We start from the raw sequence: 20,749 nt of genomic DNA, 5'->3' as shown, positions 1-20,749 counted from the left end.
CGATGTGGGTCCGGACCCTGAGGACCTGGAGCGGGGTGATCTTCGCGACTTACGTTGTCGCGCATCTCATGAACCACAGTATCGGTATTTTCTCGCTTGAAGCGATGGAGCGGGCACGGCCTTATTTTCAGGCACCGTTTACCAGTCCGGTTCTGTTCCCGCTGCTCTATCTGTCGATGTTCGTGCATATGGCGCTGGCTCTGACGGCAGTCTATCGCAAACGAACCCTGAAGATGCCGGTCTGGCAGGCTGTGCAGCTGATTCTGGGGCTGCTGATCTGGCCGCTGATTGCCCTGCATATTGCCGGAACCCGGCTGGTTGACCTGATCAGCGATATCGAGCCGAACTATCCTGCCGTGATCAACTCGATCTTTGCCTCAGGCAATCTGGTTGTCGTCAAATATGTCTTCCTGATTTTCGTTGTCTGGTTTCATCTGGTGGTGGGGCTGCATTTCTGGCTCCGGATCAAACCCTGGTATCCACGGGTGATGCCCTGGCTGTTTGGTGTGGCGGTTCTGCTACCGGTTCTGGCGACGTCCGGTTTTCTGCGTGCCGGGATGGAACTCAATGCGATGATGGCGGCCAATCCCGGCCTGAGAGCGCGCATTCTCGAACCCATTCAGACATCCCATCTGCCGATTGTCAGAATTGTCTATGACGCTGAATCTGTCATGGTGATTGCCGGACTGTCGCTGGTGATCATGATTTTTCTTGCCCGGTTTGTGCGGGGAATCTGGCGGAACAAGAGCGGCAGTTACCGGATTACCTATTATAATTCCGGTCAGAAATTCCGGTCACCGGTCGGACAAACCGTCCTTGAAACCCTGCAGGAGTTCGGCGTCGAGCATCCTGCTGTCTGCGGCGGTCGGGGGCGCTGTACGACCTGCCGGGTCCGGGTGAATGCGGGCATGGAGAAGCTGGCCGAACCGAACGAAACCGAGGCGCGTGCGCTGGCCCGTATCGGGGCCGATCCCAGTGTCCGCCTGGCCTGCCAGATTACCCCGGTCAGTGACATTGAACTGACACCGGTATTGCCGCCAAATACCAGTGCGGCGGATGCCCGGCGACCGGGCGGGGTTTCCGGCCACGAACGTCTGGTTGCCTGCCTGTTCATCGATTTGCGGGGTTCGACATCGCTGGGCGAACAGAAACTGCCCTATGATGTGGTTTTCATCCTCAACCAGTTCTTCGCAGAAATGTCAGAGGCGCTGCGGATGACCAATGGCCATTACGCCCAGTTCGCCGGTGACGGGCTGATGGCGCTCTATGGGCTGAAGTCCGATATCCGTGATGCGGCCAGGCGGGCTATCGAGGGTGGTATTGAAATGCATCGCCGGATCGGGAAGCTGAATGAAATTCTTGGCGGGGAACTGAAGGAGCCGCTGCGTATCGGTGTCGGCCTGCATGCCGGTGAGGCGATTGTCGGGGCCATGGGCCCCCCGGCAGCACCGATCATCTCGGCCATCGGTGATAATATCAATATTGCCGCCCGGCTGGAGGCGAAGACCAAGGAGTTCGGGGTTCCGCTGATCCTGTCAAAAGCCCTTGCTGATTACGCCGGACTGGAACTTTCAGATTACCCGCTGGAAACAGTGCCGGTCCGTGGTCGTGATGAGAATCTCGACGTCTACCTGATCCCTGAGCCGGAAAGCCTCAGGGCAGCGCTCGACAGCACGGCTGCACCTCCGGTCAGGGGGCAGGTTGCGGGAACGGCCGAAAGCTGATCATAACCGGTCGCTCAGGCGTGCCCGGCATCCGTGGTCAGCATGAAAGGGTCGACGCCGATCTTGTGAATGGCCCTGTCCCATTTTTTCTCGATATCACGGGAAAACAGCAGATCGGTATCAGCCGGTGCATGCAGCCAGCCGTTATGGATGATTTCCGCATCCAGCTGTCCGGGTCCCCAGCCGGCATAACCCAGCGCCATGATGGACTGCCGGGGGCCGCTGCCATCAGCGACATCGCGGAGCACATCAAGGGTAGCGGTCAGCGCGACACCTTCGTCAATGACCATGCTGCTGTCCTGCAGATATTCATCAGAATGCAGAACAAAACCACGACCTGATTCGACCGGACCGCCAAAATGCACCCGGATATCACCAGCCTGTTTCTCCGGCTTGATATCAAGCTGTTCCAGCAGTTCAGGGAAGGTCAGGGAATCGATCAGCTTGTTCACAACAAGGCCCATCGCGCCTTCTGAAGAATGGGCGCAGAGATAAATCACCGCCCGCTCAAAACGGGGGTCAGACATGCTCGGCATGGCGATCAGTAATTGTCCGGGAAGATAACCCGGTTCGGCTACAGCGTCTTTCATTCAGCAAAGATAATGCGGGCAGGGCCGCTGCGCCAGTGCCTGCGTCGAGGTCACAGCAGCCTCAATATCACGTGAGAGGTGATCGACCGGATTGACTTCACTAGCCCTTGGTCGATTTATAACGTCGATATGAAACATCTGATCACTTTGTTGTCCGGCCTGCTGGTCTGTCTGGGTCTCCCGATCATCGCTTCTGCCGCCCCGGCAGGGGACTGGCAGCGTACGAGCGAGGTCGATTACCGTCTGATTTCCGCCACCAATGCAACAGGCGGGCTGGAAACGATTCGCATGGGAATCGAATTTGATCTCCGGCCAGGCTGGCATATCTACTGGCGGTCCCCCGGTGATGCGGGCTTTCCGCCGGAATTGCGGTTGCGTGAGGAGACGAACGCAGCGGATGTCACCTTTCGCTGGCCGCGGCCGGAACGCTTTCTGCTGCTCGATATCGAAACCATCGGATATTCCGACCGGGTGATTCTGCCGCTCGATGTAAAGCCCGCACTGCCCGGCCAGTCCCTGAACTTTGCAGCAGACCTGAATTTCCTGATCTGCAAGGAAATCTGCATTCCGGTCACCAACCAGCTTTCGCTGTCGCTTCCCGGTGGCGATCCGACTCCTTCCGAATTTGCACATGATATTGACCGGTTTGATGGTCTGGTGCCGCCGTCAGGTGGCTGGCCGGGCCTCGAACTTGCGGGTCTGGCACTGAAGGCACCGGCAACGGAGGGTGAGCCGGCGGTACTTGAGGTGCGGCTTGCCAATGAGACGCCTCTGATCGATCCGGATATTCTGGTCGAGGCGACACCGGATTTCTGGTTTGGCCGTCCGGTGATCCGCCAGACGGGAACCGAGACCGTGTTTTCTGTACCGGCGACGGGACCGGGGGGTGAAATTGACGGGCTGACCGGGCAGATGCTGACCCTGACCGTGATGCAGGAAGGCGCCGCGGCAGAAATAACCACGCCTGCGCCGGACACTATCGGCCCGGCGGCGACGCTGGCAGAGGACGGACAGGGTATCGGCACTTTTCTGCTGCTGGCCTTCCTTGGCGGGCTGATTCTCAATCTGATGCCCTGCGTGTTGCCGGTTCTTTCCATGAAACTGGTCAGCATCGCCGGCTATGGCGGCGCGGAACGCCGGGTGATCCGGCTGGGTTTTCTGGTCTCGGCGGCAGGTATCATTACCACGATCATGGTGCTCGCCGGGGGGGCAATATTGCTGAAACTTGGCGGGGCAGCAGTGGGCTGGGGCATCCAGTTCCAGCAACCGTTATTTCTGGCCTTCATGACATTGGTCGTGCTGCTGTTTGCCCTGAACCTGTTTGGCCGGTTTGAGGTTGCGCTGCCGTCCTGGCTTGGCCGCGCAGCGACCGGAACCACGGCACCGGGACTGGGTGGTCATTTTATGACCGGCGTTTTTGCAACCTTGCTGGCGACACCCTGTTCAGCACCCTTCCTCGGTTCAGCGGTCGGCTTTGCGCTGGCTGGCTCACCGGTGGATATCGCGCTGATTTTCCTGCTGATCGGGCTGGGGCTTGCCGCGCCTTATCTGGCGGTGGCCCTGCTGCCCGGCCTCGCTGCCGTTCTGCCGCGTCCCGGTCCCTGGATGATCCGCCTGAAACAGGTGCTGGGGATCGCCCTGCTGCTGACGGCAGTCTGGCTGCTTTCGGTGCTGATGGTGCAGATTGGCAGCCTCGGGACGGGGCTTGTTGTGGCTTTGCTGGCGGTCATGTCTGCGGTGATTGTTTTCAGACCGGCTGTCACCGCAATCGCGTCGGCCGGTGGTCTGGCTGCGGTCCTGCTTGCGGCGGGGCTGTCTGAGGGCGGACCGGCCGGAAAGGTGCAGACGGACCTGGCGGCCAGCTATCAGTGGGTGCCGTTTGACCGCACATCTCTGGCCGGGCATATCGCGGCGGGTCGTACCGTGCTGGTTGATGTCACAGCGGACTGGTGTGTGACCTGTCAGGTGAACAAGAAACTGGTGCTCGACCGGGGTCAGGTCGCAACCCTGCTGGCGTCGGGTCAGGTGGTGGCCATGCAGGCAGACTGGACCCGCCCGAATGACGATATCGCTGCCTATCTCGCCAGTTTCGGACGCTATGGCATTCCCTTCAATGTGATCTACGGACCCGGCTCGCCGGACGGTTATGTGTTGCCGGAGCTGCTGACGTCGGATCGTGTGCTGACCGGCTTTGAAGCGGCGTCCGGTGGCCAGATACGGGTGGCGGACCGGTAACAGGACTTTCAGGGGGGATGACAGAAGCGGGCGCAGGTACTATCTAATGCGTGAGTTTAATCATACCCTTCAGGGAGACTGACATGACAATCAAGGTTGGCGACAAACTTCCCACCGTAACTCTGGCCCATATGACGGCTGACGGCCCGGCCCAGGTCACCACGGATGAACTGACCAAAGGCAAGAAGGTCGTGATTTTCGCCGTTCCCGGCGCCTTCACCCCGACCTGCTCCGCGGCCCACCTGCCGGGCTTCGTGAACAATGCCGCTGCCATCAAGGCAAAGGGTTTTGACACCATCGCCTGCCTGTCCGTGAACGACCCGTTCGTCATGGGTGCATGGGGTTCCGATCAGAATGTCGGTGATAATGTTGTCATGCTGGCTGATGGTTCCGGTGACTTCACCAAGGCAGTCGGTATGGAATTCGACCTTTCCGGCCGTGGTCTCGGCCTGCGCTCACAGCGCTACTCGATGGTTGTTGAAGACGGTAAGGTTACCGCACTCAATCTCGACGAGCCGGGTCAGTTTGAAGTTTCCAGCGCCGAGAAAATTCTCGAAGGCTGACAAGCAACCAGACGATAAAACTGAAAAGGCCGCTCCTTCGGGGGCGGCCTTTTTGTGTTCAGATACAGGCAGGTTCAGGGCGGAGCGGCAGAGCAGATAGCCGGTCGCCTTCAGACATCTTCATCCAGCGCGTAGCCGGCGGAACGCACGGTGCGGATGAGGTCGAGTTCCTCCGGGCCGTTCAGCGCCTTGCGCAGGCGCCGGATATGAACGTCGACGGTGCGTGGCTCAATGGCAGCATCATAGCCCCAGACCTTGTCGAGCAACTGCTCGCGCGAGAACACGCGGCCCGGCTGTTCCATGAAACAGCGCAACAGCCGGAATTCTGTCGGCCCCAGCTTCAGCGCGCGCGGGCCGCGACTGACCTTGTGGGCCGCAAGATCCATGTTGATATCGCGATATTGCAGGGCTTCGGAATCAAACGACGGATTGGACCGGCGCAGGACAGCCCGCAGCCGGGCAATCACCTCGCGGGGAGAAAACGGCTTGGTGATGTAATCATCGGCACCGGTATCAAGCCCCCGGATACGATCACCTTCCTCGCCTCTGGCGGTCAGCATGATGATCGGCAGATGCTTGGTGTCCTGGCGGCGGCGCAGTTGCCGGCAGACTTCGATGCCGGAGAGTTCCGGCAGCATCCAGTCCAGCAGTACAAGGTCCGGCTGGCATTCCTCGACCAGCGTCATCGCTTCTTCGCCGTCGAGGGCTGAGAAGGTGTCGAAGCCTTCTTTCTGAAGGTTGTAGGAGAGCAACTCAACGAGAGGGGGCTCATCCTCCACGATCATGATTCTGGGATTCATGGTCTGGTTGTTCCTATGTCTTGTCCACCACCGTAAAGCTGGTGGTATCGGTTTTCTTGCGGTCTTCGGGCATGGCCTTGCCGGTTGCCATGAAATGAACGATTTCGCAGATGTTGGTGGCGTGGTCGCCCATGCGTTCAATGTTCTTGGCAATGAACAGGACATGGGTGCAGGCGGTGATGGTCCGCGGGTCTTCCATCATGTAGGTCAGCAGTTCGCGGAACAGGCTGTTATAGAGATCATCAACTTCCGCATCCCGCTGCCATGCGGCGGTCGCGGCGGCCGGGTCGCGGGTGATATAGGCATCCAGCGTCTGCTTCATGATCTGCTGTACCAGCCAGCCCATGCGCGGCACTGAGCGCAACGGCTCAACCGGCGGAACCTGCGCCAGGGCAATGGCCCGTTTGGCGATATTCTTGGCGTAATCCCCGATCCGCTCGATATCGGATGAAATCTTCAGGGCACCGACGACGGCGCGAAGATCCGACGCCATGGGCTGGCGCAGGGCCAGTACCTTGACAGCCAGTTCTTCCAGTTCGCGTTCCAGCTGGTCGATCTTCTTGTCATCCTCAACGACAATCCCGGCGCGTTCCGTGTCGCGCTTGATGACGGCATGAATGGAGGAGTTGATCTGTGCTTCGGCCAGTCCGCCCATCTGGATGATGATGTCATTCAGCTTGGCAAGTTCCTGATCGAAGGCGCTGACGATATGTGTGTTTTCACCGGTCATGTCGATTATCCGATCCGTCCCGTTATGTAATCCTGCGTCCGTGGGTCCGAGGGCGAGGTAAAGATTTGCGGTGTCTCCCCCCATTCGACCAGCTCTCCGAGATGGAAGAAGGCGGTGCGCTGGGAAACGCGGGCAGCCTGCTGCATGGAATGGGTGACGATGACGATCGTGAAGTTTGACCGGAGTTCATCGATCAGTTCTTCAATCTTCGCTGTGGCAATCGGATCCAGCGCCGAACAGGGTTCATCCATCAGAATGACTTCCGGGCTGACGGCGATGGCGCGGGCAATGCAAAGCCGCTGCTGCTGACCACCGGAAAGGCCGGTTCCCGGCTCCTCCAGACGGTCCTTCACCTCTTTCAGAAGACCGGCCTTCTCAAGGCTGACATGGACGATTTCTTCCAGCTCGGTCCGGTCACGGGACAGGCCATGAATCCGCGGGCCGTAGGCGACATTGTCGAAGATCGATTTCGGGAAAGGGTTTGGTTTCTGGAAAACCATGCCGATCCGGGCGCGCAGCTGGACCACGTCGATCTTGCGGTCATAGATGTCCTGATCGTCGAGGGTAATGTTCCCCGTCACCCGGCAGCCGTCGATGGTGTCATTCATCCGGTTGAGGCATCGAAGAAAGGTCGATTTTCCGCAGCCGGAGGGGCCGATGAAAGAGGTTACCTGATTGGCCGGGATACCCAGATCAATACCGAACAGGGCCTGCTTTTCACCATAGAACACGTCCAGATTTTTTGCCGTCAGCTTGGAAGCCGGCTCTTTTGTGACCGGGGCGACCGGCGTATCGGCGGCGGTTTGGGTCTGTGTCTCGCTCATCTGTACAACCTTGCTCATTGTTTTTTACCAGCGCCGTTCGAAGCGTTTACGCAACAGGACCGCTACGCCATTCATAAGGACCAGAAATCCGAGAAGCACCATGATGGCTGCGGATGTCTTTTCGACAAAGGCGCGTTCCGGGGAATCTGCCCAGAGATAAATCTGCACCGGCAGCACCGTCGCGGCATCCAGCGGAGTACTCGGAATATCGACGATAAAGGCGACCATGCCGATCATTAGCAGAGGGGCCGTTTCGCCGAGAGCCTGGGCCATGCCAATGATGGTGCCGGTCAGGATGCCGGGCATCGCCAGTGGCAGCGTGTGATGGAACATCGCCTGAACCGGCGACGCGCCGAGACCAAGTGCGGCTTCGCGGATCGAGGGGGGAACCGCTTTCAGTGCGGCCCGGGAGGCGATGATCAGGGTCGGCAGGGTCATCAGCGCCAGCGTCAGGCCACCGACAACCGGGGCTGAACGGGGCAGATGCGCCACCTGAATGAAGACCGCAAGACCGAGCAGGCCAAAGACAATCGACGGCACTGCCGCGAGATTGTTGATATTGACCTCGACCAGATCCGTGAATTTGTTCTTCGGGGCAAATTCCTCAAGATAGACTGCCGCCAGAACGCCGACCGGGAAGGCAACGGCCAGTGTCACGATCAGCGTCAGGAACGAGCCGACGGCAGCGCCCCAGACCCCGGCCAGTTCAGGCTCCCGCGAGTCACCGGTCGAGAAAAACCGGGTGTTGAATTTCTTCTCCAGCTTTCCGGCATCGGACAGTTTCTGAATCCAGCCTCCGAGCTGTTCGCTGAAGCGATCTCCGTCGATCTCGAAATAGCCCTTTTGCAGCATGTCGATTTCATCATCGACCGGCAGCCAGACAGTCAGGGTCTGGCCGATCAGTGAGGGATCATCCAGAACCATGTCCTGCAATTCGTAATGTGCGCCCGGCGACAGGAGGGCATTAAGATTGCGGCGGTCCGTGCGGCTTTTCACGTCAGGGAATTCTGCGCGCAGGGCGTCCCGGGCAAGGGCACGGTAATCACCGGCACGCAGTGAGTCCTGTGACAGGTCACCGCGCGGGTCGAGTTTCGATCTGTCGAAAGTGATCTCAAGCGCGATATTTGTCTGCTGAAACGCCGACCAGCCGTTGCCGATGATGCTGGTCAGCAGGGTAGCCAGTGCCAGCAGGGCAATGCCGATGGCGGCCAGGCCAAAGAACTGTAACCGGCGGTTCGCGTTGTAGCGCTTGCGGACATTGCGATTGGATTCGTCGGCGGTCGGGCGATAGACCGGAATGACGGTTGAGGGGATATCAGTCATATTTTTCCCGGTATTTGCGAACAACGCGGAAGGCAATAACGTTCAGGGTCAGCGTTACGAAGAACAGCATCAGCCCGAGAGCGAAGGCGGCAAGCGTTTTGGCGCTGTCGAATTCCTGATCGCCGACCAGCAGGGTGACGATCTGGACGGTCACTGTTGTCACCGCCTCCAGCGGATTGATGGTCAGGTTTGCAGCCAGACCGGCAGCCATCACCACAATCATGGTTTCGCCGACGGCCCGGCTGACAGCCAGCAGAACAGCGCCGACGATACCCGGCAGGGCCGCAGGTACGATGACCTGCATCACCGTTTCGGCCTTGGTTGCCCCCAGCGCGGCTGAACCGTCACGCAGGCTTTGCGGCACGGCGTTGATGACGTCATCAGACAGTGAGGAGACGAAGGGGATGATCATGACGCCCATGACCACACCGGCGGCCAGTGCGCTTTCAGACGCAACATCAAGCCCGAGTGCCTCGCCCCAGCCCCGCACCTGTGGTGCTACGACAAGAGCGGCAAAAAAGCCATAGACCACGGTCGGAACCCCCGCCAGAATTTCCATCAGCGGCTTGACCACAGAGCGAACTTTCGGTGCCGCGAACTCGGTCAGATAGACGGCGCTGAACAGACCGACCGGTACGGCAACGACCATGGCAACGGCGGTAATCAGCATGGTTCCGGCGAACAGGGGAACCGCACCAAAGGCACCGCTGGAGCCGACCTGATCCGCCCGCAGGGCTGTCTGCGGGCTCCAGTTCAGGCCGAAGAAGAATTCCAGTGCGGAGACTTCCGGTTTGGCGAAGAAGCGGATTGTTTCAAAGATCAGTGAAAGCACGATACCGACAGTCGTGAAGACGGCGATACAGGCACAGACCAGCATCGTGATGTTGATGACCTTCTCGACCCGGTTACGCGCCCGGAAGTCCGGGGCAATGCGGTGACGGGCGAAGAAAAAACCGGCAGTACCGGCAGCAATCGACAGGACGCACATGGCATAAAACAGCATATCAGCTGTGTCATGCATGGCATCTGCGGCGGCGGGTAATGACGGGTGGGATGGTGCGCCGGCAGATTGTCCGGCGGCAATCCGGGCAACTTCGCCTAAAATCAGGCCAATACGCGCCGTGTCGGAGGTTACTTCCGGCGGCAGTACGGACAGCGCTGCACTCTCGGCGATACCGTTCTGGGTAATGACCCAGATACAGAAGACCGCAAGCGCGGGCAGAATAAACCATAGCGAGCTGTAAAGCCCGTAATGACCGGGCAATGAGTGCAGCGATGCAATATCCGGTCCTGCCAGCACAACCGAACGACGACGTCCCATCGCGAACCCTGCGTAGGTCAGGATAAGAATTACCAGAAGAAGAATGAAAGTTTGCATGGCTCCGAACTCTGATGACGCCGGTTGTCTATCATCAGGTAGTGACAGTTTTGTGACAAATGTGAAACCGCGACGTTTCAATTTTCTCATGCTAAAAGGTCTTGTCCGCCGTAGCAGGCGTGGCATGCATGTATTTAATCCGTCACCAGAATGGGCCAGCGTTTCGATATGAATATTCTGATCAGGTTTCCTGCCCGCTTTTTTGCCGTCTCCCTGACCCTGCTTGCCACGGTCTGGGCGCTTCCGTCCGACGCTGCAACAAAGCGGTTGCGTGTTGCCGGTGGCCCGGAAGGATCGCCGGAGATGGCGGCAGCGACAGGCCTTTGCAATTTCATGAATCAGGAACTGGATCTGTCAGGTTATGCCTGTGAGACGGTGGCGGCACCCGGACCCGAAGACGGTCTTCGCGCCCTGCGCGCCGGGGCCGTCGATCTGGCCTTTGTGGACAGTAATCTCGTTGATAATGCAACGGACCGGCTCAATCTTCGCACCGTTCTGACCATGTTTCCGAAATTGCTGACGGTTGCGACATCCAAACGCTCGGCCATCCGGATTGAGGATCTGCATCGCAGCAAGGTTGCGGTTGGTCCGACCGGAAGCCAGTCGGCACGCCTGTTCGATATCATGCAGGAAAACCGTCTGTTCCGGTCGCGGTTTGAACTGGAACGGGTGACATTATCCTCGCAGCAGGCACGGATTGAGGCGCTGTGCAGTGGCAGCGTTGATGCGGCGGCTTTTGTCGTCAGTCATCCGAGTGTCCGGATTGACGACCTCGCCGACAGTTGTGAAGTGGAGATCATCTCGGTTTGCTGTGACCGTAAACAGGATGAATTCCTGAAGGCAGGACCAGCCTATCTGAAGGGAACAATTACCGGCGGTTTTTATCCGGGTTCACGTCAGTCGGCCCGGTCAATCGGGGTACGTTCCCTGCTGGTTTCCGCCAAGGAGCTGCCGAACAGTGCTGCAAGACTGGTCGTGGATGTTGTGGCCGACGGCTTTGACCGGTTCCGGATGCTGGACCGTCCGCTGTTCAATACAACACCGGCAATCATGGCGACATCGGAGACGCCGCTGATCCGCCATCCCGGTGCCGTGCAGGCATTTTCGACCAAGGCCCTGAACTAGACCGGTGCCCGTTACTTACTGTGCGGCAGGAATTCGGGCAGGGTGAAGACTTCCTGCATGTCGGCAATGCCCTTGAATCTGTGCAGGCCGGCTGACGCCATTTCCAGCGGACTGATGGCGGCGAAGGCAGAGGATGTCAGCAGCGGGATACCGAGTTCCCGTGTCAGCGACTCAACCCGTGCCGCACGGTTGGCGGCAGGGCCGATCACGGAGAAGTCGAGCCGGGCCGGAGCGCCGACATTGCCGTACATCACTTCACCGATATGCAGGCCAATCCCGAAGTTTATGTCCGGTTCGGCATTGCGCCGGCGTTCTGCATTGGCTTCTGTCATATTGTCACGGGTCTGAAAGGCGGCCCGCAGGGCACGTTCGGCGGCGGCTGTTTCGCCACCGGTATCGTCGCTGACCGGGAAAATACCCAGCATTGCATCGCCGACGAACCGCAGCACTTCGCCGCCATTGTTCTGGATCGCCAGTGCCGATATCTCGAAATAGGTATTCAGCAGGGCCAGCATGCGGTTCATCGGAAGCTCTTCCGACAAGGCGGTGGAATCCCGCAGATCGTTGAACCAGACGACTGCGTTGATGGTTTCCCCGTCTCCCCGCCGGATATGGCCATCCAGCACCTTCCGGCCAGAGCGCTTGCCGATATAGGTTTCCATCAGAATCTGTGCTGTCCGTCGCGCTGAAATGGCTTCGATGACGGGCGCAAGAGCGGCGGATAACCGGTCAATCTGGAGCAGGTCATTGTCGGTCCAGCCTTCCGGCTTTTCGGTGCAGAATGTGAGGACACTGACAGCCCCGTCGCTGAAGATCAGCGGGCTGGCAAGATAGTCGGTATAGCCCTGATCCTTCATCTCCTGCAGGACGGGATAGTCAAACCGGGCGTCAGGGGTGTTCAGGCGTCGTCTGATATAGACGGATTCCTGGAAGACATGATGGATCGGGCTGAGCAGATAGGCCGGTGTATTCTGGGTGGCATGGTAGAAGGAGGCCTCAAGACCGGTTCCGTTCCGGCGTGTCCAGCGTAACCCCCAGCCGCGGATCAGCGGATGCAGGGTTGCAATGATCAGCGCAGAACGGCCAATGGGTGCTCCGTCCTCGGATAATCGCTGCATGAAGCTGTCAAATGCGCCGCGGACACTGTCATTGAACCGGCCTTCTGTCAGCAACCAGCTGATGGCAGAGTCGGGTGACCAGTCGGGCCGGTCAGTTACGGTCGGATCAGATATCATGTCGAGCATGTTACGGTGTTTTACCTCGGGCGGGAATGTCGGGAAATGGTGTGACGGACAGGGATTGTCAATAAACAGCGGTACGGGTGCCGGGAATCTGTTGAAGTGACGGCCCGTCTGTCTGTCTTCTATAATGCGGAACGGCATGAAAACAGGAGCCTGTGATGTCCGGAAATAGCCTCGCCAGTCTTGTCGATATCAGCCGGCCGCTGGTCGGACGCGAGCATTTTACCGCCTCGCTGCCGCCGGGTGCGCTGCATTTTGCGGCCCATAGCCATCATCCCCGGCCGGATGTGACCCGTCATGCAATGCTGGAATGCTGGGATGATGCGGCGCGTCTGCAAAGCGGTAAATGGGCAAAGGTGTTCGATGAGGTTTTACCGGAGGCGCAGGGCCATATCGCGGGTGTTCTGAATCTGCCGCAGCCGGAGATGATTGCGATTGCTGCCAACTGCCATGAATTTGTTGCCCGGCTGTTTACCTGTTTCGATCCGTCCCGCCCGATCCGCCTGCTGACAACTGACAGCGAGTTCGCCAGCTTCGGCCGCCAGATGCGCCGCGCGACCGAACGCGGCACGGTAACCGCAACGGTGGTTCCGGCCCGGCCCTTCGGCAGTTTCGCAGAACGGTTCCTGGCTGCCGCGCAGGCAGGTGAACAGGACCTGATTTTCTTCAGTCAGGTCCATTTCAATACCGGGTTCCGTGTCACCGGCCTGAACGACCTTTGTGCCGGACTGGCCGCGACGGGGGCAGAGGTTGTGGTGGATGGCTACCACGCCTTCATGGCGGTGCCGGAAGATTTCGGTCCGGCGGCGGCTGGCAGCTTTTATATGGCGGGTGGGTTCAAATATGCGATGAGCGGTGAAGGTGCCTGCTTTCTCGCAGTTCCGGAAGGATGTGATCTGAAGCCGGAGAATACCAGTTGGTTCGCCGATTTCCGTAATCGCTCGGGGGTCAGTGAAGGTGCGGTTGTCTATGGCGATGACGGAGCCCGCTTCATGGGATCCATCTTTGACCCGGTCGGATTGTATCGCCTGAATGCGGTGATGCGGCTGCTTGGCAGCCTCGGCGTCGGTGTGGCGGATATCCATGCTCATGTTCATGCCCTTCAGGGGCTATTTCTCCGGGCTGTCGATGATTTGAACCATCCGGTGATTTCCCGGGAAAACCTGGTGGTTGGTGGCGATGTGGCGCGGGGTAACTTTCTGGCATTCGATCATGCCGCGGCCCCGGACCTGTGCGAGGCGCTGGTGAAAAGCGGCGTTCGGGTTGATGCACGGGGGTCGGTTATCCGGTTTGGCTTCGGCATGTATCATTCCGGAGGCGATGTTGCCCGATTGATTGATCTTCTGCATGATCTTGACTGAAGCGGAACGAGAAAATCGTTTGCAAAGTGCCGTTTTTCACCACAATTACCGCCCGCGGGGAGCGAAAATCGTTAAATCTGAACAGGGGCTCTGAAGACTATGGATAAAATGAATTCTGTCGGCCAGGAGGTGATGACCGTCATTTCCACCTACGGCCTTGATGTCATTGGTGCGATTATCATCCTTGTTGTCGGCTGGTGGCTGGCCGGCAAGGTGTCCGGTCTGGTACGCAAGGCACTGAGCCGCAGCAAACATGTCGATGCGACACTGGAAGGCTTTTTTGCCAGTCTTGTTCGCTATGCGATCATCATTTTCACCATCATTGCTGTCCTCAACCAGTTTGGTGTTCAGACGACCAGCTTCATCGCGGTTCTGGGTGCTGCCGGCCTGGCAATCGGTCTGGCCCTGCAGGGGACGCTCTCGAACATTGCGGCTGGTGTCATGCTGCTGATTTTCCGGCCTTTTCAGGTTGGCGATTTCATTGACGGCGGCGGCGTTACCGGCACGGTCAAGTCGATCAGCCTGTTCATCACCGAAATGGCGACCCCGGATAACGTGAAGATCATCGTTCCTAATGCTGATCTCTGGGGCACGGCGATCAAGAATTTCAGCGCCAACCCGAAACGCCGGGTCGATTTTGTCTTTGGCATTGGTTACGGCGACGACATCAACAAGGCCATGAAGGAAATTCTGGCGATCGCCAAGAAAGATGAGCGTATTGATGCAGAACCGGCCCCGATGTGTGTTGTCGGCAATCTCGGTGACAGCTCGGTCGACCTGACGGTTCGTGTCTGGTGCAACGCTGCGGATTACTGGGGTATCAAGTTCGATACCACCAAAGCGGTGAAGGAACGCTTCGACAAGGTCGGCATTTCCATTCCGTTTCCGCAGCGCGATGTTCATATGATTCAGGACGCCGCTGCCGAGAAGTAAATTCTGAACCCCCCTCTCCCGGATAACGGGGGAGGGGTTATTTTGCCGGTCATCGCCTTACCACTTGAACTCCCGACAGGACGACCCACACTACAGGGAAATCGGGAGTGATCTGAATGGCATTTGACTGGATGAATCCCGGGCGACGGGATTTCCTTAAATTCTCCGGCGCGGCACTGGTTGCCTCGGCCTATCCCTTCACCGGCACCCGGGCCGCAGATGATATCTATCGCGGCCATGCGATGGGCATGTGGGAAGACCCGAAACACGGGCCGGATTTCACGCATTTTGACTGGGTCAATCCGGACGCCCCGAAGGGCGGCGAGATCGTTCAGCATGCGGTTGGCAGCTTTGACAGCTTCAACGGTTTTACGCTGAAAGGTGATTCTGCGCCGACCGGGTCGATTGAATCCCTGATGACCACCAATACGGACGAATCGAATTCCGAATACGGCCTGCTGGCAGAAAGTGTGGCCTTTCCGAAGGACCGGTCCTGGGTGGAATTTACCCTGAGGGCTGAGGCGCGCTGGCATGACGGCCAGCCGGTGACGGTTGAAGACGCGATTTTCAGTCTCGAAATCCTGAAGACCAAAGGCCATCCGCAGTACCGGTTTTATTACAAGAATGTACTGCGGGGCGAGAAGACGGGTGAACGGACAGTCCGGTTTATTTTTGACACTGCGAACAATCGTGAATTGCCGCTGATTACCGGTCAGTTGCCGGTTCTGCCGAAGCATTACTGGGAAAGCCGGGATTTCGAAAAGACGACACTGGAGCCGCCGCTGGGCAGCGGCCCGTACCGGGTTGAGAGCTTCGATACCGGACGTTCGGTGACGCTGGTGCGGGTCGATGATTACTGGGGCCGGGATCTGCCTGTCAATCGTGGACAGAACAACCCGGACCGCATCCGCTATGACTATTACCGGGACCGCACGGTGGCGTTCGAGGCCTTCAAGGCCGGGGCCTATGATTTCCGCCATGAACTGACCTCAAGCCAGTGGGCAACCGGCTATGATGTTCCGGCGATCAGAAGCGGCGAGATGAAGCGGGAGACGATTTCACACAGCCGCCCGACAGGGATGCAGTGTTTTGTCTATAATACCCGTCGGGAAAAATTTCAGGACCCGGCACTGCGCGAGGCGCTGGCCTATGCCTTCGATTTCGAATGGTCGAACAAGAACCTGTTTTACGGCATCTATGAACGCCCGAAGAGCTTCTTTGAGAATTCCGAACTGGCGTCAACCGGGCTGCCGTCAGCGGAAGAGCTGAAAATTCTGGAACCGATGCGCGGAACCATTCCGGACCGGGTTTTTACAGATGAATATCAGCCACCGGTGACGGACGGATCGGGCACGCCCCGCGCCAATTTGCGCAAAGGGCTGGATATTCTGCGAAACGCCGGCTGGAAGATTACCGGTGGCAAGCTGATTGACCCGAAATCCGGCAAGCCGCTGGAGATCGAGTTTCTGCTGAGCTCGCCCGCGTTCGAGCGGATTGTCCTGCCATTTACCAAAAACCTTGAGCGGCTCGGGGTGACCTCCACCGTTCGCACGGTGGATTCGGCTCAATACCAGAACCGTATGGACAGCTTTGATTTTGACGTGACGACGGATGTCTTTGGTCAGTCCTCTTCTCCGGGTAATGAACAGCGGGATTTCTGGGGTTCGGAAGCGGCGGACCGGCCGGGTGGCCGCAATACAATCGGCATCAAGGACCCGGCGATCGACAAGCTGGTCGATCTGGTGATCGCGGCACAGACCTGGGAAGACCTGGTGACACGCTGCCGGGCGCTGGACCGGGTGCTGCTGTGGCATCACTTCGTCATCCCGCAATGGGCGTCGACAAGCTTCAATATCGCCTGGTGGAACAAGTTCGGCCGTCCGGAGAAAACACCGAAATATGAGATCGGTTTTACCTCCTGGTGGGTTGACCCGGCGCTGGCGGCGAAGCTGAAAAAGAGCGGCGGTTGATGGCACCCGTTGCCATCCGTCGAGATGGCGCTTTGCGCCTCCTCGGGATGAGGCTTACCATACCCCCTCATCCTGAGAAGCGGCCTGCTGCGTCTCGAAGGATAACGGCCTGCTCCGAAAGACATGAATAACCCATGCTGAGCTATATCGTTCGTCGCCTGATGCTGGTGCCGCTGACCCTGTTCGGCATTCTGGTGATCAATTTTGCGGTGATCCAGTTTGTGCCAGGCGGCCCGATTGAGCAGATCCTGGCGGAATCTCAGGGCAAGGCAGGGGACACGGCGGGGCGGATCAGCGGTGAACAGAATGTGGATCTCGGCAATTCCGGGAACAGCAGCACGCTACCCGGTCAGACCAGTTCAAAATATCGCGGTGCGCAGGGGGTCGACCCGGAACTGATCCGCGAGCTGGAGCGCCAGTTCGGTTTCGACAAACCGGCCTGGGAACGGTTTGTCGATATGAGTGTCAATTATCTCACCTTTGATCTCGGCAACAGCTACTTTCAGGACCGGTCCATCGTTGATCTGGTGATCGAAAAACTGCCGGTTTCCATTTCACTGGGTCTGTGGACCTTTCTGCTGACCTATCTGATTTCAATCCCGCTGGGGGTTCGCAAGGCGGTGCGGGATGGCACCCGCTTTGATATTGTGACCAGCTGGGTTGTGATTATCGGCAATGCCATTCCGGGCTTTCTGTTCGCCATTCTGCTGATCATCATCTTTGCCGGGGGACGATATCTCGACTGGTTTCCGCTGCGCGGTCTGGTCTCGCATGATTTCGATCAGCTGTCCTGGTGGGAACAGGTGCTGGATTATCTCTGGCATATGGCGCTGCCGGTCCTGTCGCTGGTTATCGGCAGCTTTGCAGGGATGACGCTGCTGACGAAGAATTCCTTTCTGGATGAAATCAACAAGCAGTATGTGCTGACGGCGCGGGCCAAGGGGCTGACGGAAAGCCGGGTGCTTTACGGACATGTTTTCCGCAATGCCATGCTGCTGATCATTTCCGGTTTCCCGACCGCTTTCCTCAGCCTGATCTTTACCGGATCGTTTCTGATCGAGACGATTTTCTCACTCGACGGGCTGGGCCTGATGGGGTTCGAGGCGATCATCAACCGGGATTACGCCGTGGTGCTGGGCACGCTGTACGCCTTCACCCTGATTGGCGTCATCTTCGGGATTATCAATGACGTGATGTATCACATTGTCGATCCCAGGATCGACTTTGAAAGCCGGGAGGTCTGATATGACGGCACCCCCGACAGAAGACCGCTGGATGGGTCTGCGGATCACCCCGATCATGCGGCGGCGGATTAGCAATTTCCGGCGCAATCGCCGGGCTGTCTGGTCGTTGCGGATCTTCGGGCTGCTGTTTCTGGTCTGTCTTTTTGCGGAATTCATCGCCAATGACCGCCCGGCTTTTGTCTGGTTTGATGGCAAACCCTATTTCCCGTCTGTCGTCACCTATACCGAGACCGACTTCGGCGGCGATTTTCCGACGGAAGCAGATTACCGTGATGCCTATCTGGCCGAGCTGATTAACGAGAAAGGCTGGATTGTCTGGCCGCCAATCCGGTTTTCCTATGACACGGTCAATCTGGAACTGACATCACCTGCCCCGTCACCGCCCGATGCCGTGAACTGGCTGGGGACCGATGATCAGGGCCGTGATGTGGCGGCCCGGCTGATCTACGGATTCCGGTTGTCGGTGCTGTTCGGTTTCACGCTGACCATCATCTCCTCGATCATCGGAATCCTGGCCGGTGCGGTGCAGGGTTACTTCGGGGGCTGGCTCGATCTGATTTTTCAGCGCGTGATTGAAATCTGGGCGTCGATGCCGTCGTTCCAGATCCTGATTATCCTGTCGACGGTGCTGGTACCCGGATTCTGGACGCTGCTGATTGCGCTGACCGTGTTCAGCTGGATGGGGCTGACCGGGCTGGTGCGGGCGGAGTTTTTCCGGGCCCGGAATTTCACCTATGTCCGGGCGGCGCGGGCGCTGGGTGTTTCCGACACGGCAATCATGCTGCGGCATCTGCTGCCCAATGCGATGGTGGCAACCCTGACCTTTCTGCCCTTCATCCTGTCCGGGTCGCTGGTGGCGCTGACCGGCCTTGACCTGCTGGGGCTTGGTCTGCCGCCGGGGTCTCCGTCGCTGGGGGAACTGCTGGCGCAGGGCAAAGCGAACCTGCAGGCGCCCTGGCTCGGCATGACGGCCTTTTTTGTCATCTCGGCCCTGCTGGTGCTGCTGGTTTTTGTCGGTGAAGGCGTGCGGGACGCGTTTGATCCGCGCAAGGTGTATGGATGAGTGACCTGCTGGATGTCAGCGCCCTGGAAGCGCATTTCGGTGACGGACCAGATGCCGTCCGGGCCGTGCGGGGTGTCAGTTTCACGGTCGCTCCCGGCGAATGCGTGGCGATTGTCGGTGAAAGCGGTTCAGGAAAATCGGTTTCTGCGCTATCGGTTCTGCAATTGCTGCCCTATCCGTTTGCCCGTCATCCCGGCGGATCGATCCGGTTTCAGGGTCGCGAACTGCTGGGCGCTGCCGAAGCCGAGATGCGGAGCATCAGGGGCAACAAGATTTCGATGATCTTTCAGGAGCCCCTGAATTCCCTGAACCCGCTGCATTCGGTTGAAAAGCAGATCAGCGAGGTGCTGCTGGAACATCGCAAGATGCCGGCGGAACGGGCGCGGGCACGGGTCATCGAATTGCTGACACTGGTCGGGCTGGAGGCGCTTGTTGATCGCCTGACCGCCCTGCCGCATGAACTTTCCGGCGGTCAGCAGCAGCGGGTCATGATCGCCATGGCGCTGGCCAACGAACCGGATCTGCTGATAGCGGACGAGCCGACGACGGCACTGGATGTCACCGTGCAGGCACAGGTTCTGGCCCTGCTGAAGGATTTGCAGCAGCGCCTCGGCATGGGTTTGCTGCTGATTACCCACGACCTTGGCATTGTCCGGCGGGTGGCCGACCGGGTGTATGTCATGCAGGACGGTGCGGTGGTTGAACAGGGTGAGACAGAGAGTCTGTTCACTCATCCCCAGCATGACTATACCCGGCACCTGCTGGAGGCCGAACCGAAAGGCCGGCCGGACCCGGCCCCTCAGGACAGCGACGAGGTCATTGCAACTGATGACCTCTGGGTCTGGTTTCCGGTCCGCAAGGGCATCATTCGCCGGACGGTTGGTCACATCAAGGCGGTGGACGGGGTTACCCTGTCCGTCCGGGCGGGGCATACGGTCGGGGTGGTCGGGGAAAGTGGTTCAGGCAAGACAACGCTGGCGATGGCCCTGCTGCGGCTGGAACGATCGCGCGGTCCGATACGTTATCAGGGACAGGACATACAGGGCTGGAGTTCAAAACGCATGCGGCCGCTGCGCAGCGAGATGCAGGTTGTTTTTCAGGATCCGTTCGGTTCCCTCAGCCCCCGCCTCAGCGTGTTCCAGATTGTTGAGGAAGGATTGCGGGTTCACGGCGCTGGCAGGGATTATGACGAACGCCGCCAGATTGTTTCTGATGCGCTGGAGGAGGTCGGGGTTGATCCCCAGAGCATGGACCGCTATCCGCATGAATTTTCCGGCGGTCAGCGACAGCGCATCGCCATTGCCCGGGCACTGGCCCTGCAACCGAAACTGCTGGTGCTGGACGAGCCGACCAGTGCGCTGGATATGAGCGTGCAGGCGCAGATTGTCGATCTGCTGCGAAAGTTGCAGCGCGACCGGGGGCTGGCCTATCTGTTCATCAGCCATGACCTCAAGGTCGTTCGTGCCCTGTCTCATGACCTGATTGTCCTGCGTGGCGGCAAGGTGGTGGAGCAGGGTCCGGCGGCGGACATTTTCGATAACCCGTCACAGGATTATACCCGTGCCCTGATGAAAGCTGCCTTTGAGATCGAGGCCGACGACACTGGCGTGGTGGCGAACTGATACTGAATTGAAGAAGGATGCGA

At 58.7% G+C, this 20,749-nt stretch carries 17 protein-coding genes; 10 read left to right on the top strand and 7 right to left on the bottom strand.

Annotated elements, in window-relative coordinates:
- The first annotated feature begins 2 nt into the window (after positions 1 to 2).
- The gene (locus GH722_05360; protein ID MRG71187.1) at positions 3 to 1,724 is read left to right on the top strand and encodes a 2Fe-2S iron-sulfur cluster binding domain-containing protein; all 1,722 of its coding nucleotides are present in this window, start codon (positions 3 to 5) and stop codon (positions 1,722 to 1,724) included.
- Between the two features lie 14 nt (positions 1,725 to 1,738).
- Here GH722_05360 and GH722_05355 read toward each other — a convergent pair whose 3' ends face one another.
- Complete coding sequence (locus GH722_05355; protein ID MRG71186.1) at positions 1,739 to 2,314, bottom strand: YqgE/AlgH family protein; 576 nt, start codon at positions 2,312 to 2,314, stop codon at positions 1,739 to 1,741.
- Between the two features lie 129 nt (positions 2,315 to 2,443).
- Here GH722_05355 and GH722_05350 point away from each other — a divergent pair, with 129 nt between their 5' ends.
- Positions 2,444 to 4,549: a copper resistance protein gene (locus tag GH722_05350; protein MRG71185.1), complete on the top strand. Its 2,106-nt coding sequence runs from the start codon at positions 2,444 to 2,446 to the stop codon at positions 4,547 to 4,549.
- Positions 4,550 to 4,632: 83 nt separating this feature from the next.
- On the top strand, positions 4,633 to 5,112 hold the full coding sequence (locus GH722_05345; protein ID MRG71184.1) for a redoxin family protein: 480 nt from the start codon (positions 4,633 to 4,635) through the stop codon (positions 5,110 to 5,112).
- Positions 5,113 to 5,222: 110 nt separating this feature from the next.
- Here GH722_05345 and phoB read toward each other — a convergent pair whose 3' ends face one another.
- The 5 genes from phoB to pstC are packed head-to-tail and all read right to left on the bottom strand — an operon-like array spanning position 5,223 to position 10,167.
- A complete protein-coding gene (gene phoB / locus GH722_05340; protein MRG71183.1) occupies positions 5,223 to 5,912 on the bottom strand; it encodes a phosphate regulon transcriptional regulatory protein PhoB in 690 nt (229 codons plus the stop codon).
- A 13-nt stretch (positions 5,913 to 5,925) separates the two neighbouring features.
- Positions 5,926 to 6,642, bottom strand: coding sequence for a phosphate signaling complex protein PhoU (gene phoU / locus GH722_05335; GenBank protein ID MRG71182.1), 717 nt, complete (start codon positions 6,640 to 6,642; stop codon positions 5,926 to 5,928).
- A 5-nt stretch (positions 6,643 to 6,647) separates the two neighbouring features.
- On the bottom strand, positions 6,648 to 7,466 hold the full coding sequence (locus GH722_05330; protein ID MRG71181.1) for a phosphate ABC transporter ATP-binding protein: 819 nt from the start codon (positions 7,464 to 7,466) through the stop codon (positions 6,648 to 6,650).
- Between the two features lie 24 nt (positions 7,467 to 7,490).
- A complete protein-coding gene (gene pstA / locus GH722_05325) occupies positions 7,491 to 8,789 on the bottom strand; it encodes a phosphate ABC transporter permease PstA (protein MRG71180.1) in 1,299 nt (432 codons plus the stop codon).
- Complete coding sequence (gene pstC, locus GH722_05320) at positions 8,782 to 10,167, bottom strand: phosphate ABC transporter permease subunit PstC (protein MRG71179.1); 1,386 nt, start codon at positions 10,165 to 10,167, stop codon at positions 8,782 to 8,784. The genes pstA and pstC overlap by 8 nt, the downstream gene beginning before the upstream one ends.
- 150 nt (positions 10,168 to 10,317) lie before the next feature.
- On the opposite strand from pstC, the gene GH722_05315 reads away from it, so the two are divergent.
- Positions 10,318 to 11,292, top strand: a complete 975-nt coding sequence (locus tag GH722_05315) for a TAXI family TRAP transporter solute-binding subunit (protein MRG71178.1) — start codon at positions 10,318 to 10,320, stop codon at positions 11,290 to 11,292.
- A gap of 11 nt (positions 11,293 to 11,303) precedes the next feature.
- Here GH722_05315 and GH722_05310 read toward each other — a convergent pair whose 3' ends face one another.
- Entirely contained in the window at positions 11,304 to 12,674 is a 1,371-nt protein-coding gene (locus GH722_05310; GenBank protein ID MRG71177.1) for an adenylate/guanylate cyclase domain-containing protein, read from the bottom strand.
- A gap of 17 nt (positions 12,675 to 12,691) precedes the next feature.
- Here GH722_05310 and GH722_05305 point away from each other — a divergent pair, with 17 nt between their 5' ends.
- The 6 genes from GH722_05305 to GH722_05280 all read left to right on the top strand — a co-directional run bounded on the left by GH722_05305 (position 12,692) and on the right by GH722_05280 (position 20,726).
- Positions 12,692 to 13,894: an aminotransferase class V-fold PLP-dependent enzyme gene (locus GH722_05305; GenBank protein MRG71176.1), complete on the top strand. Its 1,203-nt coding sequence runs from the start codon at positions 12,692 to 12,694 to the stop codon at positions 13,892 to 13,894.
- A 108-nt stretch (positions 13,895 to 14,002) separates the two neighbouring features.
- Positions 14,003 to 14,827 carry a mechanosensitive ion channel gene (locus GH722_05300; protein MRG71175.1) on the top strand — a complete coding sequence of 275 codons (825 nt, stop codon included), beginning with the start codon at positions 14,003 to 14,005 and terminating at the stop codon, positions 14,825 to 14,827.
- Positions 14,828 to 14,958: 131 nt separating this feature from the next.
- On the top strand, positions 14,959 to 16,797 hold the full coding sequence (locus GH722_05295; protein ID MRG71174.1) for an ABC transporter substrate-binding protein: 1,839 nt from the start codon (positions 14,959 to 14,961) through the stop codon (positions 16,795 to 16,797).
- Between the two features lie 134 nt (positions 16,798 to 16,931).
- Positions 16,932 to 18,041 carry a microcin C ABC transporter permease YejB gene (gene yejB / locus GH722_05290; protein ID MRG71173.1) on the top strand — a complete coding sequence of 370 codons (1,110 nt, stop codon included), beginning with the start codon at positions 16,932 to 16,934 and terminating at the stop codon, positions 18,039 to 18,041.
- Between the two features lies 1 nt (position 18,042).
- Positions 18,043 to 19,104: an ABC transporter permease subunit gene (locus GH722_05285; GenBank protein MRG71172.1), complete on the top strand. Its 1,062-nt coding sequence runs from the start codon at positions 18,043 to 18,045 to the stop codon at positions 19,102 to 19,104.
- Positions 19,101 to 20,726, top strand: coding sequence for a dipeptide ABC transporter ATP-binding protein (locus GH722_05280; protein ID MRG71171.1), 1,626 nt, complete (start codon positions 19,101 to 19,103; stop codon positions 20,724 to 20,726). The genes GH722_05285 and GH722_05280 overlap by 4 nt, the downstream gene beginning before the upstream one ends.
- Positions 20,727 to 20,749 lie beyond the last annotated feature (23 nt).

Source organism: Alphaproteobacteria bacterium HT1-32 (genome assembly GCA_009649675.1).
Classification (GTDB): domain Bacteria; phylum Pseudomonadota; class Alphaproteobacteria; order Rhodospirillales; family HT1-32; genus HT1-32.
The sequence above is the reverse complement of the archived record's forward strand: the minus strand, read 5'-3'. Positions and strand labels throughout refer to the sequence as shown.